General features: G+C 48.2%; 18 protein-coding genes, 2 tRNA genes, 3 pseudogenes and 1 riboswitch. Of the genes and pseudogenes, 9 read left to right on the top strand and 14 right to left on the bottom strand.

The annotated features are described in order from the left end of the window. Window positions 1-6 precede the first annotated feature (6 nt). The 6 genes from galE to PORAS_RS06990 all read right to left on the bottom strand — a co-directional run bounded on the left by galE (window position 7) and on the right by PORAS_RS06990 (window position 6,305). The gene (gene galE / locus PORAS_RS07020) at window positions 7-1,101 is read right to left on the bottom strand and encodes a UDP-glucose 4-epimerase GalE (protein WP_013760716.1); all 1,095 of its coding nucleotides are present in this window, start codon (window positions 1,099-1,101) and stop codon (window positions 7-9) included. Window positions 1,102-1,229: 128 nt separating this feature from the next. Next, window positions 1,230-2,477 (bottom strand): hypothetical protein, encoded by a 1,248-nt coding sequence (locus PORAS_RS07015; protein WP_013760715.1) that lies wholly within the window; start codon window positions 2,475-2,477, stop codon window positions 1,230-1,232. 353 nt (window positions 2,478-2,830) lie between these two features. Further along, window positions 2,831-3,871, bottom strand: coding sequence for an IS3 family transposase (locus PORAS_RS07005; RefSeq protein ID WP_013760460.1), 1,041 nt, complete (start codon window positions 3,869-3,871; stop codon window positions 2,831-2,833). Further along, window positions 3,858-4,247, bottom strand: coding sequence for a helix-turn-helix domain-containing protein (locus PORAS_RS07000; RefSeq protein ID WP_013760714.1), 390 nt, complete (start codon window positions 4,245-4,247; stop codon window positions 3,858-3,860). Before PORAS_RS07000 ends, PORAS_RS07005 begins: the two co-directional genes overlap by 14 nt. A 222-nt stretch (window positions 4,248-4,469) precedes the next feature. Further along, on the bottom strand, window positions 4,470-6,140 hold the full coding sequence (locus PORAS_RS06995) for a formate--tetrahydrofolate ligase (protein ID WP_004330360.1): 1,671 nt from the start codon (window positions 6,138-6,140) through the stop codon (window positions 4,470-4,472). A 92-nt stretch (window positions 6,141-6,232) separates the two neighbouring features. After that, window positions 6,233-6,305: transfer RNA gene (locus PORAS_RS06990), tRNA-Thr, on the bottom strand. 626 nt (window positions 6,306-6,931) lie between these two features. Further along, window positions 6,932-7,156: riboswitch (cobalamin riboswitch) on the top strand. A gap of 54 nt (window positions 7,157-7,210) precedes the next feature. On the opposite strand from PORAS_RS06990, the gene PORAS_RS06985 reads away from it, so the two are divergent. Both PORAS_RS06985 and nrdG read left to right on the top strand, forming a co-directional pair. Then, entirely contained in the window at window positions 7,211-9,610 is a 2,400-nt protein-coding gene (locus PORAS_RS06985) for an anaerobic ribonucleoside triphosphate reductase (protein ID WP_013760713.1), read from the top strand. 29 nt (window positions 9,611-9,639) lie between these two features. Continuing rightward, the gene (gene nrdG, locus PORAS_RS06980; protein WP_013760712.1) at window positions 9,640-10,113 is read left to right on the top strand and encodes an anaerobic ribonucleoside-triphosphate reductase activating protein; all 474 of its coding nucleotides are present in this window, start codon (window positions 9,640-9,642) and stop codon (window positions 10,111-10,113) included. Here the strand turns inward: nrdG and PORAS_RS09150 are convergent. Next, entirely contained in the window at window positions 10,082-10,615 is a 534-nt protein-coding gene (locus PORAS_RS09150) for a S41 family peptidase (protein WP_081460338.1), read from the bottom strand. The genes nrdG and PORAS_RS09150 overlap by 32 nt on opposite strands. Before the next feature lie 30 nt (window positions 10,616-10,645). Beyond that, entirely contained in the window at window positions 10,646-11,839 is a 1,194-nt protein-coding gene (locus PORAS_RS06970) for a hypothetical protein (protein WP_044211418.1), read from the bottom strand. Window positions 11,840-12,087: 248 nt separating this feature from the next. Here PORAS_RS06970 and PORAS_RS06965 point away from each other — a divergent pair. The 3 genes from PORAS_RS06965 (at window position 12,088) to PORAS_RS06955 (ending at window position 14,275) form a co-directional block, all read left to right on the top strand. Next, window positions 12,088-12,174, top strand: a tRNA-Ser gene (locus tag PORAS_RS06965). Between the two features lie 355 nt (window positions 12,175-12,529). Further along, window positions 12,530-13,774 (top strand): site-specific integrase, encoded by a 1,245-nt coding sequence (locus tag PORAS_RS06960; RefSeq protein ID WP_013760711.1) that lies wholly within the window; start codon window positions 12,530-12,532, stop codon window positions 13,772-13,774. Between the two features lie 27 nt (window positions 13,775-13,801). After that, entirely contained in the window at window positions 13,802-14,275 is a 474-nt protein-coding gene (locus PORAS_RS06955) for a DUF1896 domain-containing protein (RefSeq protein WP_004330397.1), read from the top strand. A gap of 692 nt (window positions 14,276-14,967) precedes the next feature. On the opposite strand, the gene PORAS_RS06950 is transcribed toward PORAS_RS06955, so the two are convergent. From PORAS_RS06950 to PORAS_RS06940, 3 genes are all read right to left on the bottom strand, one after another. Further along, window positions 14,968-16,476, bottom strand: a complete 1,509-nt coding sequence (locus PORAS_RS06950; RefSeq protein WP_013760708.1) for a PepSY domain-containing protein — start codon at window positions 16,474-16,476, stop codon at window positions 14,968-14,970. Between the two features lie 203 nt (window positions 16,477-16,679). After that, a complete protein-coding gene (locus PORAS_RS06945; RefSeq protein WP_004330373.1) occupies window positions 16,680-17,306 on the bottom strand; it encodes an HmuY family protein in 627 nt (208 codons plus the stop codon). 30 nt (window positions 17,307-17,336) lie between these two features. Further along, the gene (locus PORAS_RS06940; protein ID WP_013760707.1) at window positions 17,337-19,379 is read right to left on the bottom strand and encodes a TonB-dependent receptor plug domain-containing protein; all 2,043 of its coding nucleotides are present in this window, start codon (window positions 19,377-19,379) and stop codon (window positions 17,337-17,339) included. 245 nt (window positions 19,380-19,624) lie between these two features. Here PORAS_RS06940 and PORAS_RS06935 point away from each other — a divergent pair. Continuing rightward, a pseudogene (locus PORAS_RS06935) lies at window positions 19,625-19,906 on the top strand (PcfK-like family protein); the annotation flags it as partial. A gap of 135 nt (window positions 19,907-20,041) precedes the next feature. Here the strand turns inward: PORAS_RS06935 and PORAS_RS06930 are convergent. From PORAS_RS06930 to PORAS_RS09015, 3 genes and pseudogenes are all read right to left on the bottom strand, one after another. Further along, window positions 20,042-21,595 carry a DUF438 domain-containing protein gene (locus tag PORAS_RS06930; protein WP_013760704.1) on the bottom strand — a complete coding sequence of 518 codons (1,554 nt, stop codon included), beginning with the start codon at window positions 21,593-21,595 and terminating at the stop codon, window positions 20,042-20,044. Between the two features lie 4 nt (window positions 21,596-21,599). After that, window positions 21,600-21,902, bottom strand: a complete 303-nt coding sequence (locus PORAS_RS06925) for a cupin domain-containing protein (RefSeq protein WP_013760703.1) — start codon at window positions 21,900-21,902, stop codon at window positions 21,600-21,602. A gap of 157 nt (window positions 21,903-22,059) precedes the next feature. Then, a pseudogene (locus PORAS_RS09015) lies at window positions 22,060-22,221 on the bottom strand (TraQ conjugal transfer family protein); the annotation flags it as partial. On the opposite strand from PORAS_RS09015, the pseudogene PORAS_RS06920 reads away from it, so the two are divergent. The 3 genes and pseudogenes from PORAS_RS06920 to PORAS_RS06910 all read left to right on the top strand — a co-directional run. Beyond that, window positions 22,198-23,154, top strand: a pseudogene (locus PORAS_RS06920) (relaxase/mobilization nuclease domain-containing protein); the annotation flags it as partial. The pseudogenes PORAS_RS09015 and PORAS_RS06920 sit on opposite strands and share 24 nt — an antisense overlap. Before the next feature lie 313 nt (window positions 23,155-23,467). After that, window positions 23,468-25,471 carry a conjugal transfer protein MobC gene (mobC, locus tag PORAS_RS06915; RefSeq protein ID WP_013760702.1) on the top strand — a complete coding sequence of 668 codons (2,004 nt, stop codon included), beginning with the start codon at window positions 23,468-23,470 and terminating at the stop codon, window positions 25,469-25,471. Window positions 25,472-25,684: 213 nt separating this feature from the next. After that, window positions 25,685-26,317, top strand: a complete 633-nt coding sequence (locus PORAS_RS06910) for a TetR/AcrR family transcriptional regulator (RefSeq protein ID WP_013760700.1) — start codon at window positions 25,685-25,687, stop codon at window positions 26,315-26,317. The last annotated feature ends 76 nt before the right edge of the window (window positions 26,318-26,393 follow it).

Raw genomic sequence — 26,393 nt, 5'->3', positions numbered from 1 at the left:
TATTCGTTAAATAGTTAGGATTGTATTCTCTTTAGTTGTGTTGTCTTTGTCTCGCTTGTCTAGAGCCTCTTGCCAGTGCCAAGCACGTCGCAAGCTCTCCTCGATAGGTATCTCAGCGTGCCACTGTAGCTCCTGCTCACCGTAGCTTGTGTCGGCCCATATCTGCTCTATGTCGCCCGCTCTGCGGTCGCCCATGCGGTATGGCACCTTGCGACCTGTGGCGCGCTCGAAGGCTTGTATCAGCTCCAAGACGCTCAGCCCACGCCCCATACCTACATTATATATATAGTGTGCTGGAGCAGTCTGCACATCGCTGCGATGCAGACGACGTAGTGCTGCTAGATGAGCCTGCGCTAGGTCCATCACATCAATGTAGTCACGGATGCAGGTGCCGTCAGGCGTGTTGTAGTCATTGCCGAAGACAACGAGCTCCTTGCGAAGCCCAGCCACCGTCTGGGTCAGGAAGGGGATGAGGTTTTGCGGTGTACCCACAGGCTCCTCGCCAATGAGTGCCGAGGGGTGTGCCCCGATAGGGTTAAAGTATCGTAGTATGACCGCTTGTAGCGGCATACCACTCCGTACGGAGTCTATGATGATATCCTCGTTGATACGCTTCGTATTGCCATAAGGCGAGGTGGCATCTTGACGCGGAGCCGACTCGGTGATCGGCAGGTGCTCAGCCGTGGGCTGTCCGTAGACCGTACAGGAGGAGGAGAAAACCAAGTGCTGCACACCATACCGCTCCATACAGCGTAGCAGCGTGATGAGCGAATTGATATTGTTGTCGTAGTAGCGTAGTGGTTGCTCGACCGACTCTCCGACTGCCTTGTGCGCCGCAAAGTGGATGACACCCTCTATCTCGTCCTTATGATGCTCGAAGATCTCACCCATAGCGGCCGCATCGGTACAGTCCACCTCGTAGAAGAGTGGTCGTATCGAGGTGATCTGAGCGATCGCATCAACTACCTCACGACGCGAGTTCGATAAATTGTCCACGAGGATGACATCGTATCCCGCCTCCTGCAGGACGACTGCGGTATGGGAGGCTATGTATCCACAGCCACCAGTTAGTAGGATAGACTTTTTGGCGTGTTCTTGCATTGTCATTAGCACTAGCAATTCATTAGGACAAAGCTAATGACGTCTTGTGACCCCATTAGCTTTCCAAAATTACGACAAATCCACGACATAGCGGATTGAGCGAAAGATAGTAGATTGAGTGCAGGATGCTAGCGCTTCACTTTGACCGCCTGCTGACCTACCGTGAGAATGTAGTATCCGTAAGGTAAGTGCGCAATGTTGACCCACTGCTGCATGTCTGAGAGGATGCCCTGCTCGACTAGTAGTCCCTCTGCGGTGTAGATCTGGTAGCTCGCACCGATGAGATCAGGAGTCACTGCAATAGCTAGCACTCCATTGGCATCAGAAGAAGCGCTGAGAGCTGCCTGCTGGGTGGGGGCGAGGATACCCGTCGAGGTAGGCTGTCCCATCATACAGCGTATACAGGCCGCGCTATAGCGTCCCATGACATCCTCGTAAATAGCTACGCCCCCATCACCGAACTCCTCATCGTATGGATAGCCCCACACCGTCGGTGCAAAGCCTTCCTTCGTCTGAGAGGCCGCTGCTGACCAATAGTATAGGTCTCCGTATTGCTGATCGGCTAGTCCAGTAGAGCCTGATATATACCCTGTAGCAGGTAGGAAGCGTGTTACGATGCGCTCTTGGTCTGTCGTCCAGAAGTCTGTCTCAGCAATGAGCTCCTCAATGGTCGCATACCTCTGTCCGATCCACTTAGCCTCGATTAGCAGTCCGTAGTCTGACCACCTCCAGCGGAAGGCGGTGCGATACTTCCCGCTTTCATCGTTACACTTGATTCCGATGATTTCGTTTTTGGTCTTGCTGTAGTAGTCAGCTTGATAGGCCTTCGTTTGCCCCTGTATGGTGATAGACTCGGTCGTGTGCTTGATGCCTGTCTTACCCGTGAAGTTGGCCACCTCAAAGGAGCTAGGCATGACAGCTGACCACTCAGTGTAGCTCGGTATGTGCATCCCCTTAGGGCAAGGATCACCACCATTCTCCCCACGATAAGTCGCTGGGGCATCGACCGCTAGAGCGACGATGTCGGTCCACTTATCTCCGAGAGTACCAGTGGTGAGCCAGTCGTACTGAGTCTGCCCCTCGGTCTTCGTCAAGAAGCTCTTACTCCACACCTTGGGATCGTTGCCCGATACATTAGCAGCCTCACGAGGAGCCTCGCCGTTGTAGTCAAAGGGTACATTACGCCCAAACTGAAAGAGAGCTCCCCACGCCTTGCCATCTTCATTGGGCTTAGCTAGAAGACCTACATCCTGTAGGTTGTACTCACTCAGGAGTGATAGCGGGTTAAGACTTTGCGAAGCTTCTTGTGCCGAGAGACTCTGGCAGTAGAGTAGGGGCAGGGTTAGTAGGATAGCCGAGACAAATTTTCTCATCATAGATGTTTCAGTAAACGTTTATAAAAGCGCAATCTATCATCACCTCAGTGTGACTTACGCAGCTAAGCGCAAAGATACTAAATTAGGTTACTATGGGTCCCGCACATTACAGTGGTGGATGCGTTTCTACCGAGGAATTCAGAAATCTCCACGTGGAAAAGAAAAATTCTCCACGTGGAGACGAAATAAAACTTCGGAGGAATCAAATGAAACTTCGGAGGAAATGTTTCGTCTCCACGTGGAGAATGTCCTCTTCCTGAAAAAAGTACACAGTTGGGAAGGTGTTACTGAGATGATACACGGGTTGTTTTTGTTAATCCTGTGAGCGTTCTCATCTGTTAGTTTTGCTCCTGCTAGGGTACACGACTTGTCGTCGTCTTTACTGCGGAGGTACACAAAGATAGGTCTTTGTTGGGAGTTAAGCGGCATGAGCTCGGAGATTTGAGGCTCAGAGCTTTGGGAGAATTGTTCTTAGCTATCTGGTTCTTAGAGGGTTGGGTGGTTAGAGGGTTGGGGTAATTTGGTATGAGCATCTGCATCGGAGTCTTCTTGTTGATGGCTCGATGAGGTCGCGCTGTGTTATAGAGAGCAATCGTTTGAGAGAGGATCTCTCGAACTTGATCTATGGGCTTATCCTCGAAGTTGTAAAGCCAGTCGTTCTTGATGATCCCGTTAAGTCGCTCAGCCATAGCGTTGTGAAGGGGGTTTCCGGTCTGGGTGACGCTGGTTACGATGCCTAGGCTGGCCTCGTAGTCCGTCATCTGCTTGGAGACATATTGACAGCCTCGGTCGCTATGGAAGATGAGCCCTTTGAGGTCAAAGCCATGCTTCTGATAGAAGTCAACGGTCTGTCTTAGTGCGTTGTAGGGACCCTCTGTGGAGAGCGTGGGCTGCAGGTCAAAGCCGGTGATGATGCGGCTATAAGCGTCCATCGTCAGGGAGAGATATGCGAAGCCCCCTAAACATTTGACGTAGGTTATGTCTGAGACGGTGAGCCGGCAATGGTCGGTGGCTATGTACTTAGGGGTGGTGTTCAGGTGGTCTTGGAAGCCGTGATTGACCACTCCCTTGGTCGTCTGGGGTGGACGCTTGCGCTTGCGACTTCTTAGTAGCATATCGTTGGCTCCTAACACTTTGTAGAGCCAGTCTCGACCTACTTGGAAGGTCCCTTTGAAGTATTCGTTGGCACACTGCTGGATGGTGTCTACGCCTGCTTTGGGGAGCTGACCGCGCACATACTGGCAATAGTGTAGGACGGAAGCTACTTTGACATCTTCGTCTTGCTCGGTGAAGGTGTGCTTGTAGTAGCCTTTGCGGCTGACTTCTAACAGCTGACAAAGGTAGGTTATGGAGAGCTTTTGATCTCTCTCTTTGGCGGACTCAAGCTGTCTCACGGCTGCAAATCGGTCTTTTTTTTAGATCAATGTGGTAGCGATTCAAGACCACTTCGAGTAGTGTCTTGTTGACTAATGCCTTGCTCTCAGCCTGGAAGAGGGCTGCTTTGAGACGAGCGTTTTCACGCTTGAGTTCTGCGTACTCTGGATCTACGTCTTTGTTCTTGTTTGTCTTGCTCATAGTGCTACTGGTGCTTTGGTTGGGTAACTCTACATCAAAGGTACGCAACCAATTTCGAATGGTGCGTGTGGTAATGCCGTAGCGCTGGCTGGTGGTGGCAATGCTGTCACCGGTGGCTAGGAGGTCGTCAATGACTCTCCACTTGAAATCTAGGGGATATCCCTTTCGTCCTAGTTTACTTTTTTCTTGTTTCATAGTTGTTGGGGTTGGCTTCCCCAACTGTGTACTATTTCAGGAGAGGACAGAATAAAAAATAGCCACCGAGGAATTTTGTATTTCCTCCGTGGCTATCGAATTAGAGATTAGGAATTAGAGGTTAGAGACGCGTAGCAATCTGTAACTTTGATGCACCGAACGCACCGAACGTGCGTTTCTACAGCGGGTTACTCGTCACGTCAGATTCCCCGACTTGCTTTTTTAGCTCAGACCCTCGATGACGCCATCGACGATGTCCATGTGGACGGCTTGTGGCTCCTTGGGCAGTCCTGGCATACGCATGATGCTACCCATGATGACGACGATCATCTCGGCACCACTATTGAGGACGATATCCTCGACCTTCATATCGAAGTCTCGTACGTCGCCATAACCCTTAGGATCTGCTGAGAAGGAGTACTGCGTCTTGGCAATGCAGATGGGGTAGCGCTCCATGTTGAGCTCTTGGATACGAGCGAGCTTCTTCTCCGCTTTGCTACTATAGGTTACATTGGCAGCCCCATAGATGCGCTTGGCGATATGCTCGACCTTTGTCTTGACAGGCTCACTGAGCTCGTAAACGTGGTCGATAGGCTCTGAGGGGTGCTCCTCGATAGTCTTGACGACAAGCTCAGCCAGCTCAGTAGCGCCCTTGCCACCCTCACTGTAAGCATTGTTGATTGCAAAGCCGCAGCCTAGGACCTGCTCGCAGTGATTGCGTACGATCTCGATCTCCTCGTCGGTATCGGTAGCGTAGCGGTTGAAGGCAACGACCACCGTCTGCCCGAAGTTGTGCAGGTTATGCACGTGACGATCGAGATTGGCAAGACCCTTACGTACGCCCTCTATGTCCTTCTCGTAGATCTGCTTCTCGTGGACATCGCCGTGCATCTTGAGACCTGCGAGGGTAGCGACGATGACTGTCAGCTTAGGCGTGATACCAGCTACACGGCACTTGATGTCGAGGAACTTCTCCGCACCGAGGTCGGCACCGAAGCCGGCCTCCGTGATCGTGTAGTCGCAGCAAGACATAGCCATCTTCGTAGCGATGATCGAGTTACAGCCGTGAGCGATATTAGCGAAAGGTCCGCCATGGATGAAGGCGGGTGTCCCCTCAGTGGTCTGTACGAGGTTCGGCTTGATCGCATCCTTCAGGAGGATGGTGATAGCACCTCCGATGCCTAGATCCTTGACATGAAATGGCTCCTTAGTTTTAGTATAGCCGAGGAGGATATTGTCGATACGACGACGTAGATCCTCTAGGTCTGATGCGAGGCAGAGGATCGCCATGATCTCACTCGCGGGAGTGATGTCGAACCCGGTCTCCGTGGGGATGCCATTGCCTACGCCGCCTAGACCGGTGATGCAGTTACGCAGGGAGCGGTCGTTGACGTCTAGGACACGCTTCCAGAGCACCTCGGAGAGGCCCTCGCAGCTATTTCTATTCTGATAGATATAGTTGTCTAGAAGTGCGGTGATCATATTGTGCGCTGAGGTGATAGCGTGAAAGTCGCCGGTGAAGTGGAGGTTGATACTCTCCATCGGGAGTACCTGTGCGTAGCCACCACCGGCGGCACCACCCTTCATACCGAAGCAAGGTCCGAGAGAAGGCTCACGCAGAGCCACGGCGGCACTCTTGCCGATCTTGTTGAGACCGAGTGCGAGACCGATGGAGACGGTGGTCTTACCGACACCGGCCTTGGTTGGGGTGATAGCGGTCACGAGGATGAGGTTGCTCTGGGCTATCTTGTCTGGGTCCATCCGCTCGTGTGATATCTTGCCGATGTAGTGTCCGTAAGGCTCTAGCTCTTGATCTGTGATGTTGAGCTGGTGAGCGATCTCCTCAATGGGCTTGAGCTGGCACTCACGAGCTATCTGAATATCTGATTTCATTGCTGTACGATGTTAGTGTATAACGAAAAAAAGGCACCCCCTACAGGGTCGGGTAGACCACTATAGACGACACCCTTAGGAAGTGATATAAGAGCCGAAAGCCGGACTCGAACCGGCGACCTACTCATTACGAATGAGTTGCTCTACCAACTGAGCTATTTCGGCGTCTCATTGACGGTGCAAAAGTACAACAAACTTTTGATACTACAAAACTTTTGGCGAGATAGTGATCCCGAGCAACCAAAGTCAAAGCGAGACGAGTAACGATTTTGTAGGGACGCACGAGCCGTGTAACCCGCTGTAGGGACGCACGGCTCGTGCGTCCGTCCCCGTTAAAACCCTGACGCTGTAACGCTTTGACACAACGGACGTACGGTCTGTCCGTCCCCACAAAGGGTTACAGCGTCTGATGGCCGGATTTGTCGTGTTGATGTGGTTTGTGTATGGGCGGACCTGCGTGTCCGCCCATAGAGCAGACAGCGCTCCGACGAGGACGGGCGGACACATAGGTCCGCCCCTACAAATCGCTGCACGTATCATCGCTACGCGTCTTGATATTTGACAATTTGGTGTGCGAGACAATGCATCTAAAAAATCTAATTGGAGAACTTATCGGAGGTACTATTTATGCAAATGGCTAAACCTTAGCGTGTTGTGTATTTGTTTTGGATAACTTTTCGACAGTTATCGATTTCGAAGTTGTTTTATTTGGCTATTTCGTAGGAAAGCTGTAATATTGCACTTGTAACAAATGAGGGTGCTTTACGTCGTCTTCCTTTCGTTCATTTGCGATCTCATAATACTATAAGGGTGGACTAGTGCACATCGCCTAGTCGCTGGGAAACTGGTGCAAGTCCAGTACAGAACCCGCTGCTGTAATTCTCGCCATAGAGGAGGATCACATATCCACTGTCTTAACTAAGATGGGAAGGAGATCGCTCCAAGCAGGGCTACGCCACACACTGCATAGTCCCGACGAGATAAGTCAGAAGACCGACCCTAGTAGACGGAGATCGCACGAGAGAAGGAAGAAACGTGAGCGTCTTAACATTACTTTCGGGAATTGAAGTATGACAACAACTATCAAACAAATCATCAAGCGGGATGGGCTGCAAGAGCCATTTACCCCGTCGAAGATTGAGAACGCCGTTCTCAAAGCCTACATTGCCACAGGTCAGACTGAGTGTCTCCAAGAGGCGAAGATCGTTACCATGGGCGTCCTAGCACGCATCGAGCAGGAGGTCATCTCTGTCGAGGAGGTACAGGATCTCGTCGAGAGCGAGCTCATGAAGGTGCAGCCGGAGGTGGCTAAGCGCTACATACTCTATCGCGAGTGGCGCAACACGGAGCGCCAGAAGAAGAGCGAGCTCAAGCGCAACCTCGATGGCATCGTGACCATCGACAGTAATGATGTCAATCTGAGCAACGCCAATATGAGTAGTCACACGCCCGCTGGGCAGATGATGACCTTCGCCTCTGAGGTCTCTAAGGACTACACCTACCGCTACCTGCTCCCCACGCAGTACGCTGAGGCGCATCGTCGCGGGGATATACATATCCACGATCTCGATTACTACCCTACGAAGACGACCACTTGTATCCAGTACGACCTGGCGGATCTCTACGAGCGAGGCTTTCATACGAAAAATGGTAGCATACGCACGCCTCAGAGCATACAGAGCTATGCAACGCTGGCGACGATCGTCTTCCAGACAAACCAAAACGAGCAGCATGGCGGGCAGGCGATACCAGCCTTTGACTTCTTCATGGCACCGGGCGTTTACAAGACTTTTCTCAAGCATGTAGCCGACACGATCTGCTTATTCCTCCACTGCATAGGAGCTACCGATATTCCCTCGTCACGGGAAGTACGAGAGCTAGCTAAGCAGCATCTAGACTGCATCGTCCCGACTTCGACGGCTGTGACGAACTTGTGCCAAGCTCTGTCCCAGCGGGTTGATAAGGAGATTCCTCGTAAAGAGGTGGTCTACCTAATTAACCAAGCGATAGAGCGTACGCGTCGTGACACGCATCAAGCTATGGAGGGCTTCATACACAATCTCAACACGATGCACTCACGAGGAGGTAATCAGGTGGTCTTTAGCTCGATCAACTATGGTACCGATACCTCGGCCGAGGGGCGTATGGTGATCGAGGAGCTGATGAAAGCAACGACCGAGGGGCTAGGCGTAGGTGGCGAGGTACCAGTCTTCCCGATACAGATCTTTAAGGTCAAGGAGGGGGTCAACTACTCCGAGGCGGACTTCGATCGTGCGATGAAGGACTTCGACCGTGCCGTGGCTGGGGAGATGGAGTTTGAGACGCCAAACTTTGACCTTTTCCTGAAAGCTTGCGAGACGACGGCGAAGGCACTTTTCCCAAACTTTGTCTTCCTAGATACCCCCTTCAACCATAATGATGAGTGGAATGCGGAGGATCCGCTGCGCTACCGTCATGAGCTAGCCACGATGGGATGCCGTACGCGTGTCTTCGAGAATATCAATGGTCCTCGTACCTCGATAGGTCGTGGCAACCTATCCTTTACAACGATCAACCTACCTCGCCTAGCGATCGAGGCGATGCGCTATGCTAAGGAGCAGATGGGTACGAAGGAGGATCTAGGCAAGATGCGCAGTATAGCGATCAATAAGCTCTACACCTCGATACGTGAGATGGCTCGCCTCGTGGGCGAACAGCTACACACGCGCTACGAATTTCAGGCGACGGCCTTGGCACGTCAGTTCCCCTTTATGATGGGCAATGATGTCTGGAAGGGTGGGGGAGCTTTGCGTCCCAACGACCCCGTCGGTCACGTGATAGACAGCGGTACGCTCGGCATCGGCTTCATCGGGGGGCACAACGCTATGTGTGCGATCTATGGTGAGGGGCACGGCACCAACGAGGATGCTTGGCATACGCTCTACCACTGCATCGAGATCATGGGTGAGGTAGCACAGGAGTTTAAGGAGCGCTATCACCTTAACTACTCGGTACTAGCCACGCCAGCTGAGGGGCTCTCGGGTCGCTTCACACGCCTCGACCGTAAGCGCTACGGTATCATCGAGGGGGTCAACGATAGAGCGTACTATGTCAACTCCTTCCACATTGATGTCAAGGAGGAGATCCGCATTGCGGACAAGATACGCCTAGAGGCTCCCTTCCATGCGCTCACGCTAGGAGGGCATATCACTTATATAGAGCTCGATGGCGAGGCTAAGAAGAATGTCAAGGCGATTGCTAAGATCGTCAAGCTGATGCAGGACAACCACATTGGCTACGGCTCGATCAATCACCCGATAGATACTTGTCGTGAGTGTCACTACAAGGGCGTCATCTATGCTAAGTGCCCGATATGTGGTGGCGAAGACATACTACGTATGCGTCGCATCACGGGCTACCTGACGGGCGACCTCGCCTCGTGGAACTCTGCCAAGCGTGCTGAGGAGGCTGATCGCGTCAAGCATCACTAGCCACTCGCTTCTCGCCTCTATCCTCTCGAATGAACGTCCTCAAGGTCATACCCGAGACCATCCTTGATGGTGATGGGATACGCTGCTCGATCTACTTAGCGGGCTGCTCCCATCACTGCCCAGGGTGTCACAACCCTGAGAGTCACAATCCGCTCGTAGGTACGCCCCTGACGGAGGCGTACCTGCAGCAGATCATTGACGATATAAACAACAATCCCCTCCTCGACGGCATCACGCTGAGTGGAGGGGATCCGATGTTTAGTCCTGAGGAGCTGCTCACGCTCCTCAAGCGTCTCAAGAGCGACACGGGGTTAGAGATCTGGTGCTACACAGGCTACACGCTCGAGCAGATAGAGCAAGACCCCGCACGCGCCCCACTACTAGACTATATAGATGTGCTAGTCGACGGACGCTTCGTGCAGAGCCTGTACGACCCACAGCTTCCCTTCAGAGGTAGCTCTAATCAGCGCATCATAGCCCTGCACAAAGGGTCAGCTCAATAGCTTTTGATAGATATGGGTCTACATTGGCTGGAATAGTATTTGCATCGAGAAGAACTGGAACGTCGATCTTGACACCTCTCCCATTCATTGGGAAGTAGTTTGAGTCCAAAACCCCTAAGCCTGTCAAGAAAGTCGCGACCCCTCCTGGGAATTCGTATAGATGTACGTTTCCATTTGCTCCTGATGAAGGAGTCCCTACGGTGATGGCTTGGGGGGCCTTTTGTAGCATCATGCAGAGATACTCCGAGAAGCTCTCGGTCTGATTATCTACGAGTAGAATAACATTACCCTTATAATAGTGCTCACTGCCTAGATGCTGAGGCCCGGCCACATACTTAAACTCTCCTGGGCGCTGACTGTCAGGGTAGACTATGTACGAGAAGTTTTTTATTCGGGGGATAAAGCACTTAGACAATTCCCAAAAGGATGATGGGTAAGGATAGCATCTTAGGTCGAGAATAATGTATTGGGCGTCGCAAACTTGACGATAGAAGCTCTTCACATTGTCTTGCCTTGCTGATGCTAAGTGCCATTAAGCTACGGAGTCATTAAGCCACTGAGGCTTCATTTTACCCTCTTCCTCAAGCTTTAGAGAGTTGAAGTAATCCATATGTTCGCTTCTCTCCTTAACTTCCAAGGTGTCGTTGTTTCGTCGGATCTTCAGGACGAAGCTCTCTTTAGGAGTCGACAAAATTGCATTGTTGAGGAATTTATCTCGAGTTGAAGCGTTGCTCGCAGAGACAAAAAAAGCAAGACTATCACTGAGCTGTTTTATAGGAATGGAGTTTACAGAAAGAACTTCATCGCCCACTTTTACATTGGTGGGATAGTTAGCGGATCTCTTACTATACACAAACCATCTCCCCGATAGAGATCTCATCCTAAACCCAGCCCTCCGCTCTCCAAATAGAAGCGTATCCATGGCTGTCGAGTGAGACGCATGAGAGTCATTTAGTCTTGCGGTGATATAGCGGATTGCCTTGTGGTAATCAACAGTGCTCTCTGCATATAAAAACATAGGGATAGCCTGTTGCAAAGACAAGTCCCAAGGTTGCTCTAACAACTGCCTGTTTGGATAGAAATAATAGACAAAAGAGTAGAAGTCAAAGAGCCCGATAAGACGATTAAGAGGATTACGCCAATCAAGATCTCGATAAGAGTCTTTCCTCCTTATGGGACCATTACATTTGTTGTAAGTGGCAAAGCTCGCACGAGTCTTATCTATCTGAGTGTAAGCATGAACGAGCCGGTCGAGGAGCTTCTTGCTTTCTTGAGTCAGATCAGAAGACTTTTGTACCCACACCTCTTCGCATATAGTAAAAAGGCTGTCTCTCTTCGTCTCCGCTCCTATGCGTGCTAGTTCTCTCTGTAATGCTTTCTGGAGCTTGTCATTAAAACTCTTGATAGAGACATGCTCCTCAACCACCTCTTGCAATATGGGATAGAGCAGATCACATGCATATTGCTCTTTGTGGCATGTTGATTTGTACTCAATTAAGCCATATGCCTTTGCTATATAAAACAGCTCTCTTTCTCTTTCAGATACCGTGCTATCTGGCAAACAAACAGGATGATCCGTCAGCTTATAGTATGGATCTGAAGGGGAAATACTTGCTTCAAAAGAGTTCTCAAGAAGTCGGGCATAACGAACGATCCCATACCCTAAAAGGATGAGAACGAAGACAACAACCAACCAGAATAGATACTGAAACTTCAGTCTCTTCATGAGTAAAATAGCAAGAAGATTATGTGGAGAGAATGCGTATGACAAGCTCTATGCGCATTCTTATGTTCACCGCAAATGTACTTGTTTTTAAGGGAATATGACACGATGTAGATGCCACTCACTTCGAGGGGGGCAAGCCTTCGGCTAAGTCTTATCGTATGTCCCATTCTAGGGGGCGTCGAAGGTGCGTCGAACGATTTTGCCAAGTCAAATAAATGTAGTACCTTTGTGCCAGCAAAGCCCAAAAAGGAAGTGTGGGTGAGTGGCTGAAACCAACAGTTTGCTAAACTGTCGTACGGGTAACCGTACCGGGGGTTCGAATCCCCCCGCTTCCGCAAGAGGTCTTATTTAGAGTTTCAACAAGGTATTCAAATAAGGCTTCAAATCAAGGAAAAGTCGTTGTAGAACAAGCTTCTACAGCGACTTTTCTCGTATACACTGACTACCGATGAATACCTATAGGTGGTGTTAGGTATTCGCCAAAAGGTCATTTTCTGCTACATTTTCTGCTACACTAACTTTGGGTAACCGAAAAATGTAGCAGTGACTACCAAATGACCACTAAATTGACCGCTGTAAGTCGCTTGTTTTCAGAAAGATATTTACGAACTTTGTGGCAGTTATGCTACATTAGTTTTGGCGCATTTTGCTACAGAATTAGTGTGCTTCTGCTACACAAAACTAAGTGACATGAGAAGACAGTTTAAGGTATCCTTCTACCTACGCTCTAACTACGAGAATAAAGAAGGGAAATCTCCAATCATGCTTAGGATCTTTCTCAATCGAGAAATGGCAAACCTTGGCACTACAAAGCTCTTTGTAAAGAAGAGTATGTGGAATAACTCCACTAGCCGGATGAAAGGACGTACGGCTGAGGCACTAACCCTTAACGCCTCCTTAGACTCACTTTCCACCTCTCTATATGAGATGTTTGGGAAAATGAAAGAAGAGGAGGACTTAACAGTCGAAAGACTAAAGCAAGTATATCTTGGCAGAGACAAGGAGTTTACTACTTTACTCCCAGTCATAGATAGATATCTAGACCATATAGCACAACAAGTGGGAAAGTCTCTTAGTAAAGACAGCTTGCAGAAATACACCGTGGTTAAGACACACTTCGTGCGATTCTTAAAATCCACCTACAACCGAGAGGATATAGGTCTCTTAGAGTTTACACCCTCAGTGGTTATGGACTTTGAACTCTATCTTAAGACGAAAGCTAATTTAGCTCATAACACGGCACAGAAGAAGCTCAAACTTCTTAAGACAATGACAATATTCGCACAAAAGAGGGGCATAATCATGCATGACCCTTTCCTTGACATCAAATTCCACACGAAACCTGTTGACAGAGGGTTTTTAACGGAAGATGAGGTATCCCTTATTGTTGCCAAAGATTTAACAAGACTGCCACGGTTGGAACTTGTAAGAGATATATTCATATTCTCTTGCTTTACTGGTTTGGCTTACATTGATGTACGCAACCTAACGCCTGAGGATATAGTAGTTATGGATGACAAAGAATGGGTTATGTCAAAAAGGAAAAAGACTAACATTGCATTTAATGTCCTACTCCTTGATCTTCCCAAAGCCATTATTTCTAAGTACAACCATGACACATATAGAGATGGGAAGCTCTTTCCTATTCTTAGCAATCAGAAGACCAATTCATACCTCAAAGAGATTGCAGACATTTGTGGTATCAAGAAAAACTTGACTTTCCACCTAGCTCGACATACCTTTGCTACTCTCTGTCTCAGTAAGGGTGTTCCTATGGAGAGTGTCTCTAAAATGCTAGGTCATACCAATATCCGGACAACGCAAATCTATGCCCGTATCACCAATAAGAAGATTGAACATGACATGGAGCAGTTTGCTGACAAGCTAGGCAAGTTCAATACGGCAATGGGTATCGGGGAGAATAGCTGGCAATAAGAGCAACCATTAAAACCAAATAAGAAGATGAAGACAACGAATAAGAAAGAATTATCCTACTTCCGCTTAAAGCTAGAGAACTACCTTAGTGAGCATTTTCCTAAAAAGGTGGAAGACAAGCCATTTGTCAAGGCACGAGCTGATGAAGCTCTTACCACCTACTGTGATGCTGTGGAAGAAGGATTCTCATATCCCGAAGCAGAGAGTATGGCGAGTGAAGTGCTGTATCGTGACCTGCATTTCTCCAAATATGACACGCTTGTGTCCGTCTTGGAAAATGAGTTTGAAAAGGAGCTCCCCTCCCCACTCCCCGAACGACTCTCTCAGATACTTTTCGGGAACAAGGCGATACAAAACCTGTTTGACAAGTATAACCTTACGGATGAATTTGTTGCAACACCTGAGTATGATACGCTCTACACAGAACTGACAGGAACAGTTGTACTTCTTATCGAAGCTAATCAACTTCCCACGGTAGGCAATGTGAGTGCATTAGAGTAGACAATGTAGCTTATCCCTATCTCGTGAGCCTTTTGAGCTTCAAGAGCCAAGATAGTCTCTCTGCTCCATACGTCAAGAGTATATTCTATCTCTTGTCTTTATGTCGCATAGTCTCTTGGCTCTGCTCTTGAAAACTCTAAAAGACTCCGAATATGAATAGATCTCTCATGAACAAAGACCTGCACAGTCCAGCCTTCATATGGGCAAGTGTTCCTGTAGATAAAAAGGAACGTTTTCTGACCTACTTTCGGTATGACATGCCCGTCATACCAAAGGGGGTGACCAGCCTCGCAAGAGAGCCAGTCACCCAAAGAGTTGTTTCTCAGAAGTGATAGAGGTGCTATATCATAACACGCAAAGCAGTATTACGGCTAGTACAACAATCCAAAAGAGGTAGCGTAAAAGCGTAAATGTGATTTGCAGAACGGTACGAACGATGAATCGTAGTACCACAAAGCCAATCAGTATCAATAGAGCTGTTACGACCTGTGCTGTGACTAACTTAGAGAGTAAGTACACCTCACCCGATAGGATACCCATAAGTAAGGTAAGTCGGATGATGCGAGACCATTTGATCTCGTTGCTTGGAGTTGTTTTGGACGCAACTTGTAATGGTTCGTTTCCCAACCTACTCGATTGTTGATGGTTATTGGCTTTTCTCTAGCCACTTGTGACAAAAGTCTCTCGGTGGATTACTTCTTTGGCTTTTTCCCTCCTCTCCGCCGGTAATACCGTCTGTAGAGCATCCATCCAGTGCCCAAAGCTAAGGTTAGGAGTAGGGCCGAAAGGAATATGTATAGAGGCTGGAGCGGACCGAGTATTTTCCCATACAGTCGGCCGACATGCAACTCAAGTGCGGCATGCCAGAGTGAAATCCTACCGGGACTTATCTCTGTTGGCATTGGTGGCATAGTGTCGGTCGCGTTCTCCGCTTGGAGTTCACCGGAGGAGTAGCTATAGAATCGCTCTCTCCCGTCAGAGTCAATAGTGTACCCACTGATTGGGGTCCCAAAGATGGGCATGCCTTTTCGTCCGGATTCGGTGTAGGTCTTGCCTGTCAGCGCATCGTAGACTTGCCCTTCTTGTCGACTCCATTTGAATGCTCCACTGAACGATCCCACCACCCACAGTGAGTCTCGGTCACTCCACTCCCAGACATTGAGTCCCATGACACTGACAGGTGGAGTGCCGGTCAGTCGCTTGGGGGCTTTTCCAAACTGCTCCAGCGCATAAAAGCCCCGAGAGGTCGATAGCAACCACTCTTTTGTGATGGGATCGCGACGGATCATTCTCAGTTTGTTATTCCACGGGTTGGTGCTGTAAAGGTTTGTTCCCGGAATGGTCGGGACCTGTGCCTTGATGACTGTAATCATCAACGGAGGACGTAGAAATGCGCCTGTGATCGTCACAAAAAGCAAACCCCAAAAGCACCATTTGCCCCACCTATTGTGTTCCTTGAGAAATTGCTTCCACACCTTTGCTTTTTTGGGGACAAAGGTGATCAAAACGCCGGTGATGGAGAGGAGGATGAGTGCCACTCCCATCAGGTCAACAACTAGTCGTCCTATTGTTCCAAAGAATGCTCCACTATGTATCTGCCAGATAGTGCTGAATAGCGATACCCGTGGCTCATAGTCGTCCGGTGCGGGAAGGTCTGCGCGTGTGGGGGATTCTTGAGAGGGAAAGATAAGGTATAGGTGGCTTCGACTCAGTAAAACAAGGGTGTCGCCTTGCGTTTCCAGATCTGCCAAGCGTTCGTTTTTGGGTGTAAGCTTCGGTTGTTTCGCCCACTCCTTTTTGTCGGCTTGCCACTTGTATAGGTTGTATGCGGTGAGGGCGTAGAGGTCGCCACGGTTTGTCCGGACTACTCTTTGGACCGATCTCCTGTCGGCAGCAGGGTCTAGTCCATTGCTCCGGTTGTCGTAGCTTTTTAGCTGTGGGTCGTAAGCCCATACTCCAGTAGCTCCATAGATCCACTCCTCGTCAGGGGTCACTCGGATCTTCCCGATGAGGCTGCCACCGCTCCAGGATTTATAGTGGTAGGCCTTGGGCTGCCAGGAGCGGGGTAGGTCAATACCCGACACCAGGTCTCTGTGGTTTAGGATAATGCCGGATCCGGCAAAGCCTAGTACGAGTATGGTGATGACTAGGCAGATCCACTTGTGCCATCCTTTTAGGAGGGTGTATCGAGAGCGTTTCATTTAGGTTCTTGTCTTACAATCGAGTAGGTCGGGAAACGAAAATTTTCTGTCCTACTTTCGTTTTCTTCCCTCCCACACCATCCGTACGTGCCGTTCGGCATACGGCGGTTTAATTTGTTTTCAAAATATGCTCGTCATACAAAAAGTATCTCAGGTGCGATGTCGCACCTGAGATGCTGTCTGTCCTATTTCGTCCGGATCTCCTAGTCTAGCTTGGTGGAGCCGTCGGGTTGGTAGACGTAGTCAAAGGAGACGATACCGCTCTTGCCACTGTCGTCTATGTAGCTAATCATCTTGACTTTGGCGTATTTCCCGTCGGCTGTTCGGATGATGAATACATTGTCCGAGGGAGTGTATTTTGGGGGTGGACCACTGAATTCGATCATTTTGTTGAGCTCGGGGTTGCCGGATACTTCGGCTTTGATCAGTTCGCCTTTCCAGCCCCATATGGTGATTGCTTCGTCCACGATGTAGCCTTTGGTGGGGGCTTCTTTCACTGCGGATAGTTTTGTCTGATTGGTCATGAGAGCCCCTCCTTTGCCTTTGCCGGATGTGCCGCAGTTGGCTCGGAAGTAAAATGAGTGGATCGCAATGTCCCAGTCGGTACGTTCCTTGAAGTTGGTTTCGTCAATTCCGGGCACCTCTTTGCCAGTGGCGAAGCTGAAGTAGATCCAGTCTTTCCCGAGCTCTCCTTTGCAACGTCGGCTCTGCGTGTAGGTCTTTTTGTTTTTTGAGGATGGTGCGTTTGGCTTGTTGTTTCCGCAGGAGACGATGGCCAATGACAGCACCAGAGCACTGATCAGTGCGAGAATGCATTTTGTTTTGTTCATCTCTTTAATAGGTAATAGTGACAGTTGTTTTTATAGGTTGAAGTGGTAGGACATGAATAAGTTTCGACCAGGGCCGGCATAGGAGTTGAAGGAGACGACGTCTGCTTGGTAGTTGAGTATGTTGTCTACCCCTATGGTGAGTGTGCCCCACTTTGGGTGGGTGTAGGCGATGGTCGACCGTACTAGGGTGTAGCCCGGTATGGTTATTCGGTATGGAGTCTCTTTTGGGATGCCTTCGTCCTCGATGGTTGTCAGTCCAGATAGGCTTTTCTTTCCCATTACTGATGCACTGATATTGAATGCCAGTCGGTGGTTACCCCAGTCCTGTAGGTACTCGATTCGCCCAGTCCCAGAGATCGGTGCCTGGGAAGTGAGTCTCACTCCGTCGTGAAAGAAAGGGTGCAGGTAGTGCGATGCCAGGTGGATCTGTAGGGGCAGGCTGATGAATGGCCTGATGCGCATCTGGATTTGAACACCTGCGAGTGTGGACTTCGAGATGTTGCGGTAGTGGAGCTCTTTTTGGTCTTCGGACCAGATACCCTCGATCTTGTTGGTGAAGAAGTTGTAGTATCCCGAGAGCATCACATACAGTTGGGGATGTGTGTACTCTGTCGTCAGAGAGAGGTAGTGGTTGGACTCCGGCTTGAGCTGTTTGTTGCCGTAGATCCAAAACATACCGAGGTGGTCCCAGTCCATGTAGAGTTCTTTGATACTTGGGGATCGGTAGCCGCGACCATAGTTCAGCCGGATGGTAAAGGGTGACACCTTGTAAAGTAGAGCCAATTTTGGGGAGAGGTTGATGCCGTACCCCTTGTTATAGTCTACCCTTAGCCCGCTGATCATGCTCAGCGAGGTCCCCGGTATTTTCCAGTCATCTTGGACAAATAGAGCGTAGGCCCCCTGTGCTCGGGCCGTCAGTCCATCTTTGCTAAACTTATCCGCATAGAGTACTTCCCGTAGGTATTCAGCTCCGGTGATCAGTTCATGGTCATTGCCTATGGTCCATCTGTACGAAATATTGGGCTGGAGGACTGTGTGCGTGTAGACGAGCTGTTTTTGCATCTTTTTTTGCTCGAATACGGTGTATCTGCGATATCTGTCTCCGTGGATATTTGCTTCCCAAGTACCACCGTTGGGTAGGGTGTATTTTGCAGAAAAGAGTCCGGAGAGGTCTCGGTTGTACTCGTGCTTGTTGTCCAGGTAGAGATCATGTACGCGCTTGGAGTAGTAGTTGCCTTGTGCAGTCAGGGTCAGTGCCTTGATGGGGGTCCACGACAAGGTCTGCTTGGCAGTCATTGTGGTGAACCCAGAAATGTTGGTAGGTGTGGAGCTTTTCTCCTTGGTGACCGTTTTGTTGAGCTCGGGGTAGTATATGGTGCTACCGGCTTTGTCGTAGATGTTGTAGGCATCTTTGGTTTGCATTGAGAGTACGGTCTGGGTGCTCCAGCTTTTCTTTTTGTACCCGATGGTCAGTGCGCCGTCGGCATTTGGCATGTCGGTCCTTGTCTTGTAGTACCGGTATTTGTCATCAGGCTCTATGTGGGAGTAGTTTTTTTGAAACCTCGTCCCCCATCTCAGGTCCACACCCAGACTTAGTCGGTCGGTTGGCTTGCGTGTGATGATGTTGATCACACCGCCCATCGCTTGTGAGCCGTAGAGTGCCGATCCAGCACCTTGTACGATCTCGATGCGTTCAATATTGTTGAGGGTCAATCGGGTGTAGTCGATGTTGTTGCCCGACTCGCCAGCGATCCGCTCCCCGTCGATCAAGAATAATATGTGCTTGGCTCCAAGCCCTTGTAGGTTGATGCTTGTGCCAAATCCCACTTCGCTAAATGAGAGACCAGGTATCTCGTCTTGTAGGAGGGACTTGATGTCCATCCAGCCTTGTCTCTCGATTTGTTTGCGTGAGATGACTTGCGTGAGTACTGGAGAGTCCGATATTTTCTTTGGGGTCCGGGTGGCCGTGACAACCACTTCGTCTAGCTCGTGATACATCATCAAGCTGTCTTGCCCAAATCCTCTTAGGGGAGCAAGAATGAGAAGAATAAGAGCAAAGTGGTAAGCTTTCATGTGTTGTATCTCTCGTGTTTCCGATCAATGCACAAAGGTAAAACAATCCCGTTGGGTGGAAAATACCTGACAGTTGTTGTTTTTCCCCGTTTTTGGTGGGCTCTGTTGGCATGATCTAGGTAGATCTCTCGGGGTGCGTGGCGTTGCCTGCCTTTTTAGTGCGTCCTAATCGAGTCTCCGCTGCATGAGACTACAGTTTTCTGAGACTTTTTTAGACGGGACTTTTGAGGAGTCCGATAAGGAAAATGAAAAGAACAGAACAATTTATCCGAACGATAGCTGAATACCCTAATGGACGTGTGATGACAGACCCTTTGTTTGCGCCCAATCTACAGAAGCCCCATAAGAACATAGAGGAGTGCATTCTCTACATCTTGAGTGAGGTGCAAAGAAGTGCTTGTAATGGCTTTGCCGATGAGGAGATATACTCAATGGCAGTTCACTACTATGATGAAGATGATGTAGAGGAGGACAAAGAAAGAATCAAAGAACTCCAGATGAAAAACCTTATTACTTTTAACAGAGAGCTGAGATGGCTCTGAAAATCAAGTAGGTTGGGAAACGAAAGTTTTCCAACCTACTTTCGGTATGATATGCCCGTCATACTGAAAAATGGGGGCATTATGCACCCTCTAGTTCTCTGTTATTTTAGGATAAGGAATTTATTCCTCTCGCTTATACTTAGCGATGAGTTCTTTTAACATAGAAAGTATGTCATCAAGAGAAATGCCACTGCGCTCGCTCATCATAGCGATGGTTGCTTTAGGAACGATAATGCGTGCGAGAGGCGAATTGAGCATTCTAAAAGCAGAATTCATGCTTGGCAAATCTTGCCGTAGCTTTGGGTAAACTTTGAACAGATCCTGTAAGCGAGTATTGGCAGAGAGTTCTACTATCGAGCCTTCTCTTGTAGCAGGCGTATCGTCTGGAGTAGCCTTTTGCGCCACCATTGATTTTACTCCTTGTATGTCATTTGACCACGTCAGCAACGTACGTGAACCTTGAAGCTCACGAATACGGCTACAATCTTGCATCATTTCGAGTACTCCCCTGAATCGTCCTTCTGAATCACGCACAGCAACATAATAAATATAGATGAACACGCCGGGTTTGTTAATCCAAAAATCCACACTGTCCTGCTCACCTGAGCGGAATTTGGCAATGATTTCCTCAACGAGGTGGACACTGGTGCGCGGATGGCAGTTCTTCACATCACGTCCGATAACATTTTTGCTACGTGGAAAGATGCGGTGGTTGGTATCTGAATAGAAGCGAACGAGTTCGTTTTCATCTACATAAGATATATCTACAGGAAGATGCTTGTAAATGAGGTTGATTTGTTCGAGCGAGAGTTTGCCTGTTGTAACGTCAAAAACTCGGCGTGTATCGTCTCCTCCCAGACCATATTTACTAAGAAGCGCAGATAGTTCTGAGGCGAATCCGTCAGGGACTGTTGTGGGCTGGGGTTCTGTTTTGTCGGTATTTTGGAATTCCTCTACATCAATCCATGCAAAGCCAATTTCGTAATCTCCCGAACGCATCTGTTCGAATTCTTCTGGAGTTATCATTGCCAAAGCAGTTGGATAGAGTACAGATTCTTCTTTCTGTAAAAGGTCCCGCACATCTGCCACAATAGTAAACTGCATCGCCAAAAACTCTTCTTCCTTATCTTCTTCAATAAGTTTTTTAGCATCACGTATTTCGTCTCGCACAAAGTCATCAAGCAGCCACATCGTAGTCGTTGGGCGGTCAAATCCTTTCTGTTCGAGTATGGGGTAGAGCTGATTCTGCTTACGTGAAAGGTGAGTACGAAAAGCCGCTATTTGGTCGTACAATTCAAGCCACTGGTTCTTGATAATCGGATATTGTACAAGATCTTCTATAGAGAGCATAAGGCGACGCATTTCATCGTTCTCTCTGTAGTAGCACATGATAGGGTGGTTGAGAGGAAGATTTGGGCGACTGGTGTCCATCACTTCATCAAACAGCTCAATCATTTTTTGAATATCCTCCTTATGACACTCATCCTCTTCAATGGTTTTGAGTTCCTGTTCTGCCAATGCAATTTCATAAGGGTAGATTTTCCCAACTTGCTCTCTTATTCGGGTTCTACCCTCTTCCAATGAAATATCTCCTCGTTGGTATGCCTCTTTAATCTCGAGTATTTTGCCGAGTTTTTCAAGATCTACGTGCGGCAAATGGTTTTTCATATCCATAACGTCATTGTCTGTTGATGAGATAAACGAAAAAATCACTCTCTTCTATGGCATTTACGCCTACATGAGCTTCGCTGGGGAAATGTAGAACGGTACCTGTGCTGATACGATGTACCTCGGTATCGTCAAGAGTAACCTCTACAGTTCCTTTCACTATGGTGAAGTATACTTCCTGTCCTTTATGGTCGTGTGAGGGAACTTGTTCTCCGCTTTTCAGTTGCAGGTGTACAAGCATGAGTTCCTTGTTGTCAATCACCTTACCTAGAGTATTGATTTTCTTCCCAATGGAATTGATTATCTGTTTCATGATTCTTCTTTATTTGGTTATGATTAATATTTGTCATCTACAAAGATAGGCAAAACAGTTGAATGACGTTCATTTTGAAGTTGTGTTTTTTATGTCGATGTATTACAGGCTGTTATGACTGATCAAAACTAAACAATGTGCTATTACTTTTGCTCTCTTAGTTACTTGAACGCTTGCTTGTATCTTCATTGTTGAAGTTGAAAGTCCGTTGCTGAAGCTGTCCGAAGTTATCCTCCACGTAGATGTCAATCGTTTGGCGGTCGGTAGAGAGTGAAGTGTAATAGAGACGGAAGGTATCTCTCGTGAGCATATACACATCGTATCGCTAAGGGTAGATGGTGATGGTCGAAAGATCAATGACAAGTTCGAGGGCAGGAGAAGTAAGAAGATTACCGATGACTTGGAGCGAAAACACAACCTCATTCCAAGTTCAAAGGTTAGCGAGAAAACCGTAACAGAAACGCCCAAGGTGGATATTGGTAAAGGAACTATCAAGCAGCAGGTAGCATCTATAGCTCGTTCTGTTCTGAAGCATTACCGCTTCTGTTCGCTGGGAGAACTCAATGCCATTCTCGCTCAATATAATCTTGCCGTGGAAGAGGTCAAAACAGAGTTTCGAGGGAAGAAGTACGATGGACTGGTCTATGTACCGACTGATGATAAAGGCGATAAGGTAAGTACACCTATCCATGCCTCGGATATCGGTCGTGGTGTGGGCTATACAGCCGTGCAGAATAGGACGCAACAATCTAAGCAAGCTATCAAGCCACTGATACCAGCCGTAAGGGAGAAAGTCTTACAAGTAATGCGTACTTCTCCCCAGACAGAAGAAGCACTGCGACATCGATTGGAAGAACAAGGCTTGCGAACGGTTATCCGAAAGAATGAGAGCGGGCGTATCTATGGTATTACCTTCATAGACAATGCGAATGGCATTGCACTCAATGGCTCCCGACTAGGCAAGGGGTACTCGGCCAATACATTTAATGCCTACCTCACCAACCCGACCTACAATCCATTTATGGATGAAACATTGTATGGCATTTCTTCCTCTCAATTGAAAGAAGAAGTTCCAACTGTTCCACCGCTACAGTCAGGTGCGGACGAGGGAGACAACCTTGTCGATGAGCTGGTAGATGACATTGTCGGTGACCTTCCACTCGGTAGTAGCAACGATGATTGGAAAGAGGCGGCTTGGCAACGGAAGCTCCGCAGACAGAGCAAGGTTCATCTCAGACGAAGGAAGAGGTAAGTCAAGGCAGGGTATGATAAAGAGGAGGGCATCGCACTCTTCACGGAGGAAATCGGAAATAGAGACGGAGAAAAGAAGAAATCTCCACGGAAGGACAGAGTGATAGTTCGGAAGAATGAAATCAAACTTCGGAAGAATGAAATGAAACTTCCGAAGAATTAGATTGCCCCTCCGTGGAAAATAGAAAATGGTCACGTAGGTATCTAGCATTTTCTCCGTGACGATACAGTTCGGTGAAAAGGGAAAGCAGCGAAGCCTACGCATTTGACTTTGACGAAATAGTGATTAGACAACGTTTAAACAACAGATAACTATGGCACAAGAAGATGATTTGAGAGCATTGGGCAAGATTATGGACTTTATGAGAGGGATCTCTGTACTATTCCTCCTCATTAACTGTTACTGGTTTTGCTATGAAGCATTCCACACCTGGGGATTGACGCTCTCGGTACTAGATAAGATTCTGATGAACTTTCAACGTACAGCAGGACTCTTCTCCTCGATTCTCTGGACGAAGCTCTTTTGTGTGCTGTTCCTTGCCCTTTCTTGCTTAGGAACTCGTGGAGTAAAGGAAGAGAAGATTACTTGGGCTAAGATTTGGACGGTCTTAGCCATTGGGTTTGTACTTTTCTTCCTCAATTGGTGGCTGCTGGCACTTCCGATTGGAGTCGTTGGTGCAGCGTCGCTCTACATATTCACACTCTCTGCAGGGTATATCTGCCTGCTGATGGCTGGCGTATGGATGAGTCGCCTGCTGAAAAACAACCTTATGGACGATGTATTCAATACGGAGAATGAGAGTTTTATGCAGGAGACGAAACTGATGGAGAACGAGTACTCGGTCAATCTGCCGACACGCTTTTACTACAAGAAGAAATGGAATAATGGCTGGATCAATGTGGTCAATCCGTTTCGAGCCTCAATGGTCTTGGGTACGCCTGGCTCGGGCAAGTCTTTCGCCATCGTGAATAACTACATCAAGCAGCAGATTGAGAAAGGCTTTGCGATGTACATCTACGACTACAAGTTCCCCGACCTATCGGAGATTGCCTATAACCACTTACGTACCCATTTGGATGCTTATAAGGTACAACCACAGTTCTTTGTGATAAACTTTGATGACCCTCGTAAGTCGCACCGCTGTAATCCCATCAATCCAGCCTTTATGACGGATATATCAGATGCTTACGAGAGTGCCTACACCATCATGCTCAATCTGAACCGCTCGTGGATTCAGAAGCAGGGAGATTTCTTTGTGGAGTCACCGATTATCTTGCTTGCAGCTATCATTTGGTTTTTGAAGATATACGAGGAGGGGAAGTATTGCACCTTTCCACATGCCATAGAATTCTTGAATAGACCGTATGCCCAGATATTCCCGATACTCACCTCTTACGATGAGCTGGCGAACTACCTTTCGCCTTTTATGGACGCTTGGGAGGGGGGAGCTCAAGACCAGCTACAAGGGCAGATAGCATCAGCGAAGATTCCTTTGTCAAGAATGATTTCACCAGCATTGTATTGGGTGATGACGGGCGATGACTTCTCGCTAGACATCAACAACCCACGTGAGCCGAAAGTCCTTGTTGTGGGCAACAATCCCGACCGCCAAAACATCTACTCCGCAGCGCTTGGACTCTACAATTCGCGTATCGTGAAACTCATCAACAAGAAGAAGCAACTCAAATCCTCCGTCATCATAGATGAGCTACCAACCATCTACTTCCGTGGTCTAGATAACCTGATCGCTACTGCCCGAAGTAACAAGGTCGCTGTGTGTCTAGGCTTTCAGGACTTCTCGCAGCTGACCCGTGATTATGGGGATAAGGAGAGTAAGGTGATACAGAACACCATAGGCAATGTTTTCTCTGGACAAGTAGTAGGTGAGACTGCCAAGACGCTTTCCGAGCGTTTCGGCAAAGTGCTTCAACAACGGCAGTCTATGACCATCAATCGAAACGACAAGTCCACATCTATATCTACGCAGATGGATAGCTTGATTCCTGCAAGTAAGATTAGTAACCTTACACAAGGTATGTTCGTTGGGGCTGTCTCTGACAATTTCGATGAACGCATCGATCAGAAAATCTTCCACGCTGAGATCGTTGTGGATGTTGCCAAGGTCTCTGCTGAAACGAAAGCTTACCAGCCTATTCCTATGATAGCGGACTTCACAAACAAAAATGGCTCCGACAGTCTGCGTGAGACTATTGAAGCCAATTATCGCCAAGTCAAGCAAGAGGTGCTATCCCTCGTAGACTCTGAGACTGCTCGTATCAAAGCTGACCCAACACTCTCTCATCTCATCAAAGAATGATTCGTAAAGATAGATGCCAATGCCTTCTAGGTTGCTATTGGCGGGATTACTAGAGGAATGCACTAGTTGGAAGTATGAATAATCATTCATCTCGCAGTTCTATCGTGTCATAAATAACAAGAAGGCCGATCGGAAAATCCCTATTTTTAGGTATTGTGTGTTCTGGAAAACTTTGCGAATTTTGCTCGCAGATGATAGGATAAAGTTGTTATTATGCAGACGACAAAGGAACATACACGCAGACTATTGCAAGATACAGCTCGAGAAGCGTTCCTTAGGAAGGGCTTCAAGGCGGTGTCTATGCGTGAGATTTCCAAGCTGTCTGGTGTTGGGCTAAGCAACATATACAATTATTATCCCTGCAAGGATGATTTGCTGGCAATCGTCTTGCGTCCACTTTTGGAGGTGATGACTAACATGCTGGAAAACCATAATTGTGATAATAACCTTTCACTTGAGATCTTTACCTCAGAAGAGTATCACCGTCAATCTATGCAAGAGGTAATGGGTGTGATTACTCGTTATCGTAAGGAGTTCAGGTTGCTATTTCTCGATACTCGAGATACACGATTTGAAGACTTTTGGGAGCGATGGATTGATAAAAGCTCGATAATCGGAATCGAGTATTTAGAAAGGATGAAAGAATTATATCCGGGGCTACATACTAATGTTTCCCCTTTTTTCATACACTTCATCAGCTCTTGGTGGATCAGTATGGTGAGAGAGATTGTATTGCACGAGGAGCTCTCCTCCGAGGATATCGAATGCTTTATCGGTGAATACATCCACTTCAGTATAGGTGGGTGGAAGCGACTTATGAAGGTAGATCATCAGAGCGGATTGTGAGCATTACAGATATTACTAGCAATGAAAGAATTACTCTTTGAAGAGGGCGTTGATGGGCTTTCTCACTTTAATGCTG

The sequence above is a fragment of the Porphyromonas asaccharolytica DSM 20707 genome, from assembly GCF_000212375.1.
GTDB classification, from domain to species: Bacteria; Bacteroidota; Bacteroidia; order Bacteroidales; family Porphyromonadaceae; genus Porphyromonas; species Porphyromonas asaccharolytica.
Note: the sequence above shows the minus strand (reverse complement) of the source record. Positions and strands in the feature narration are given on the sequence as shown.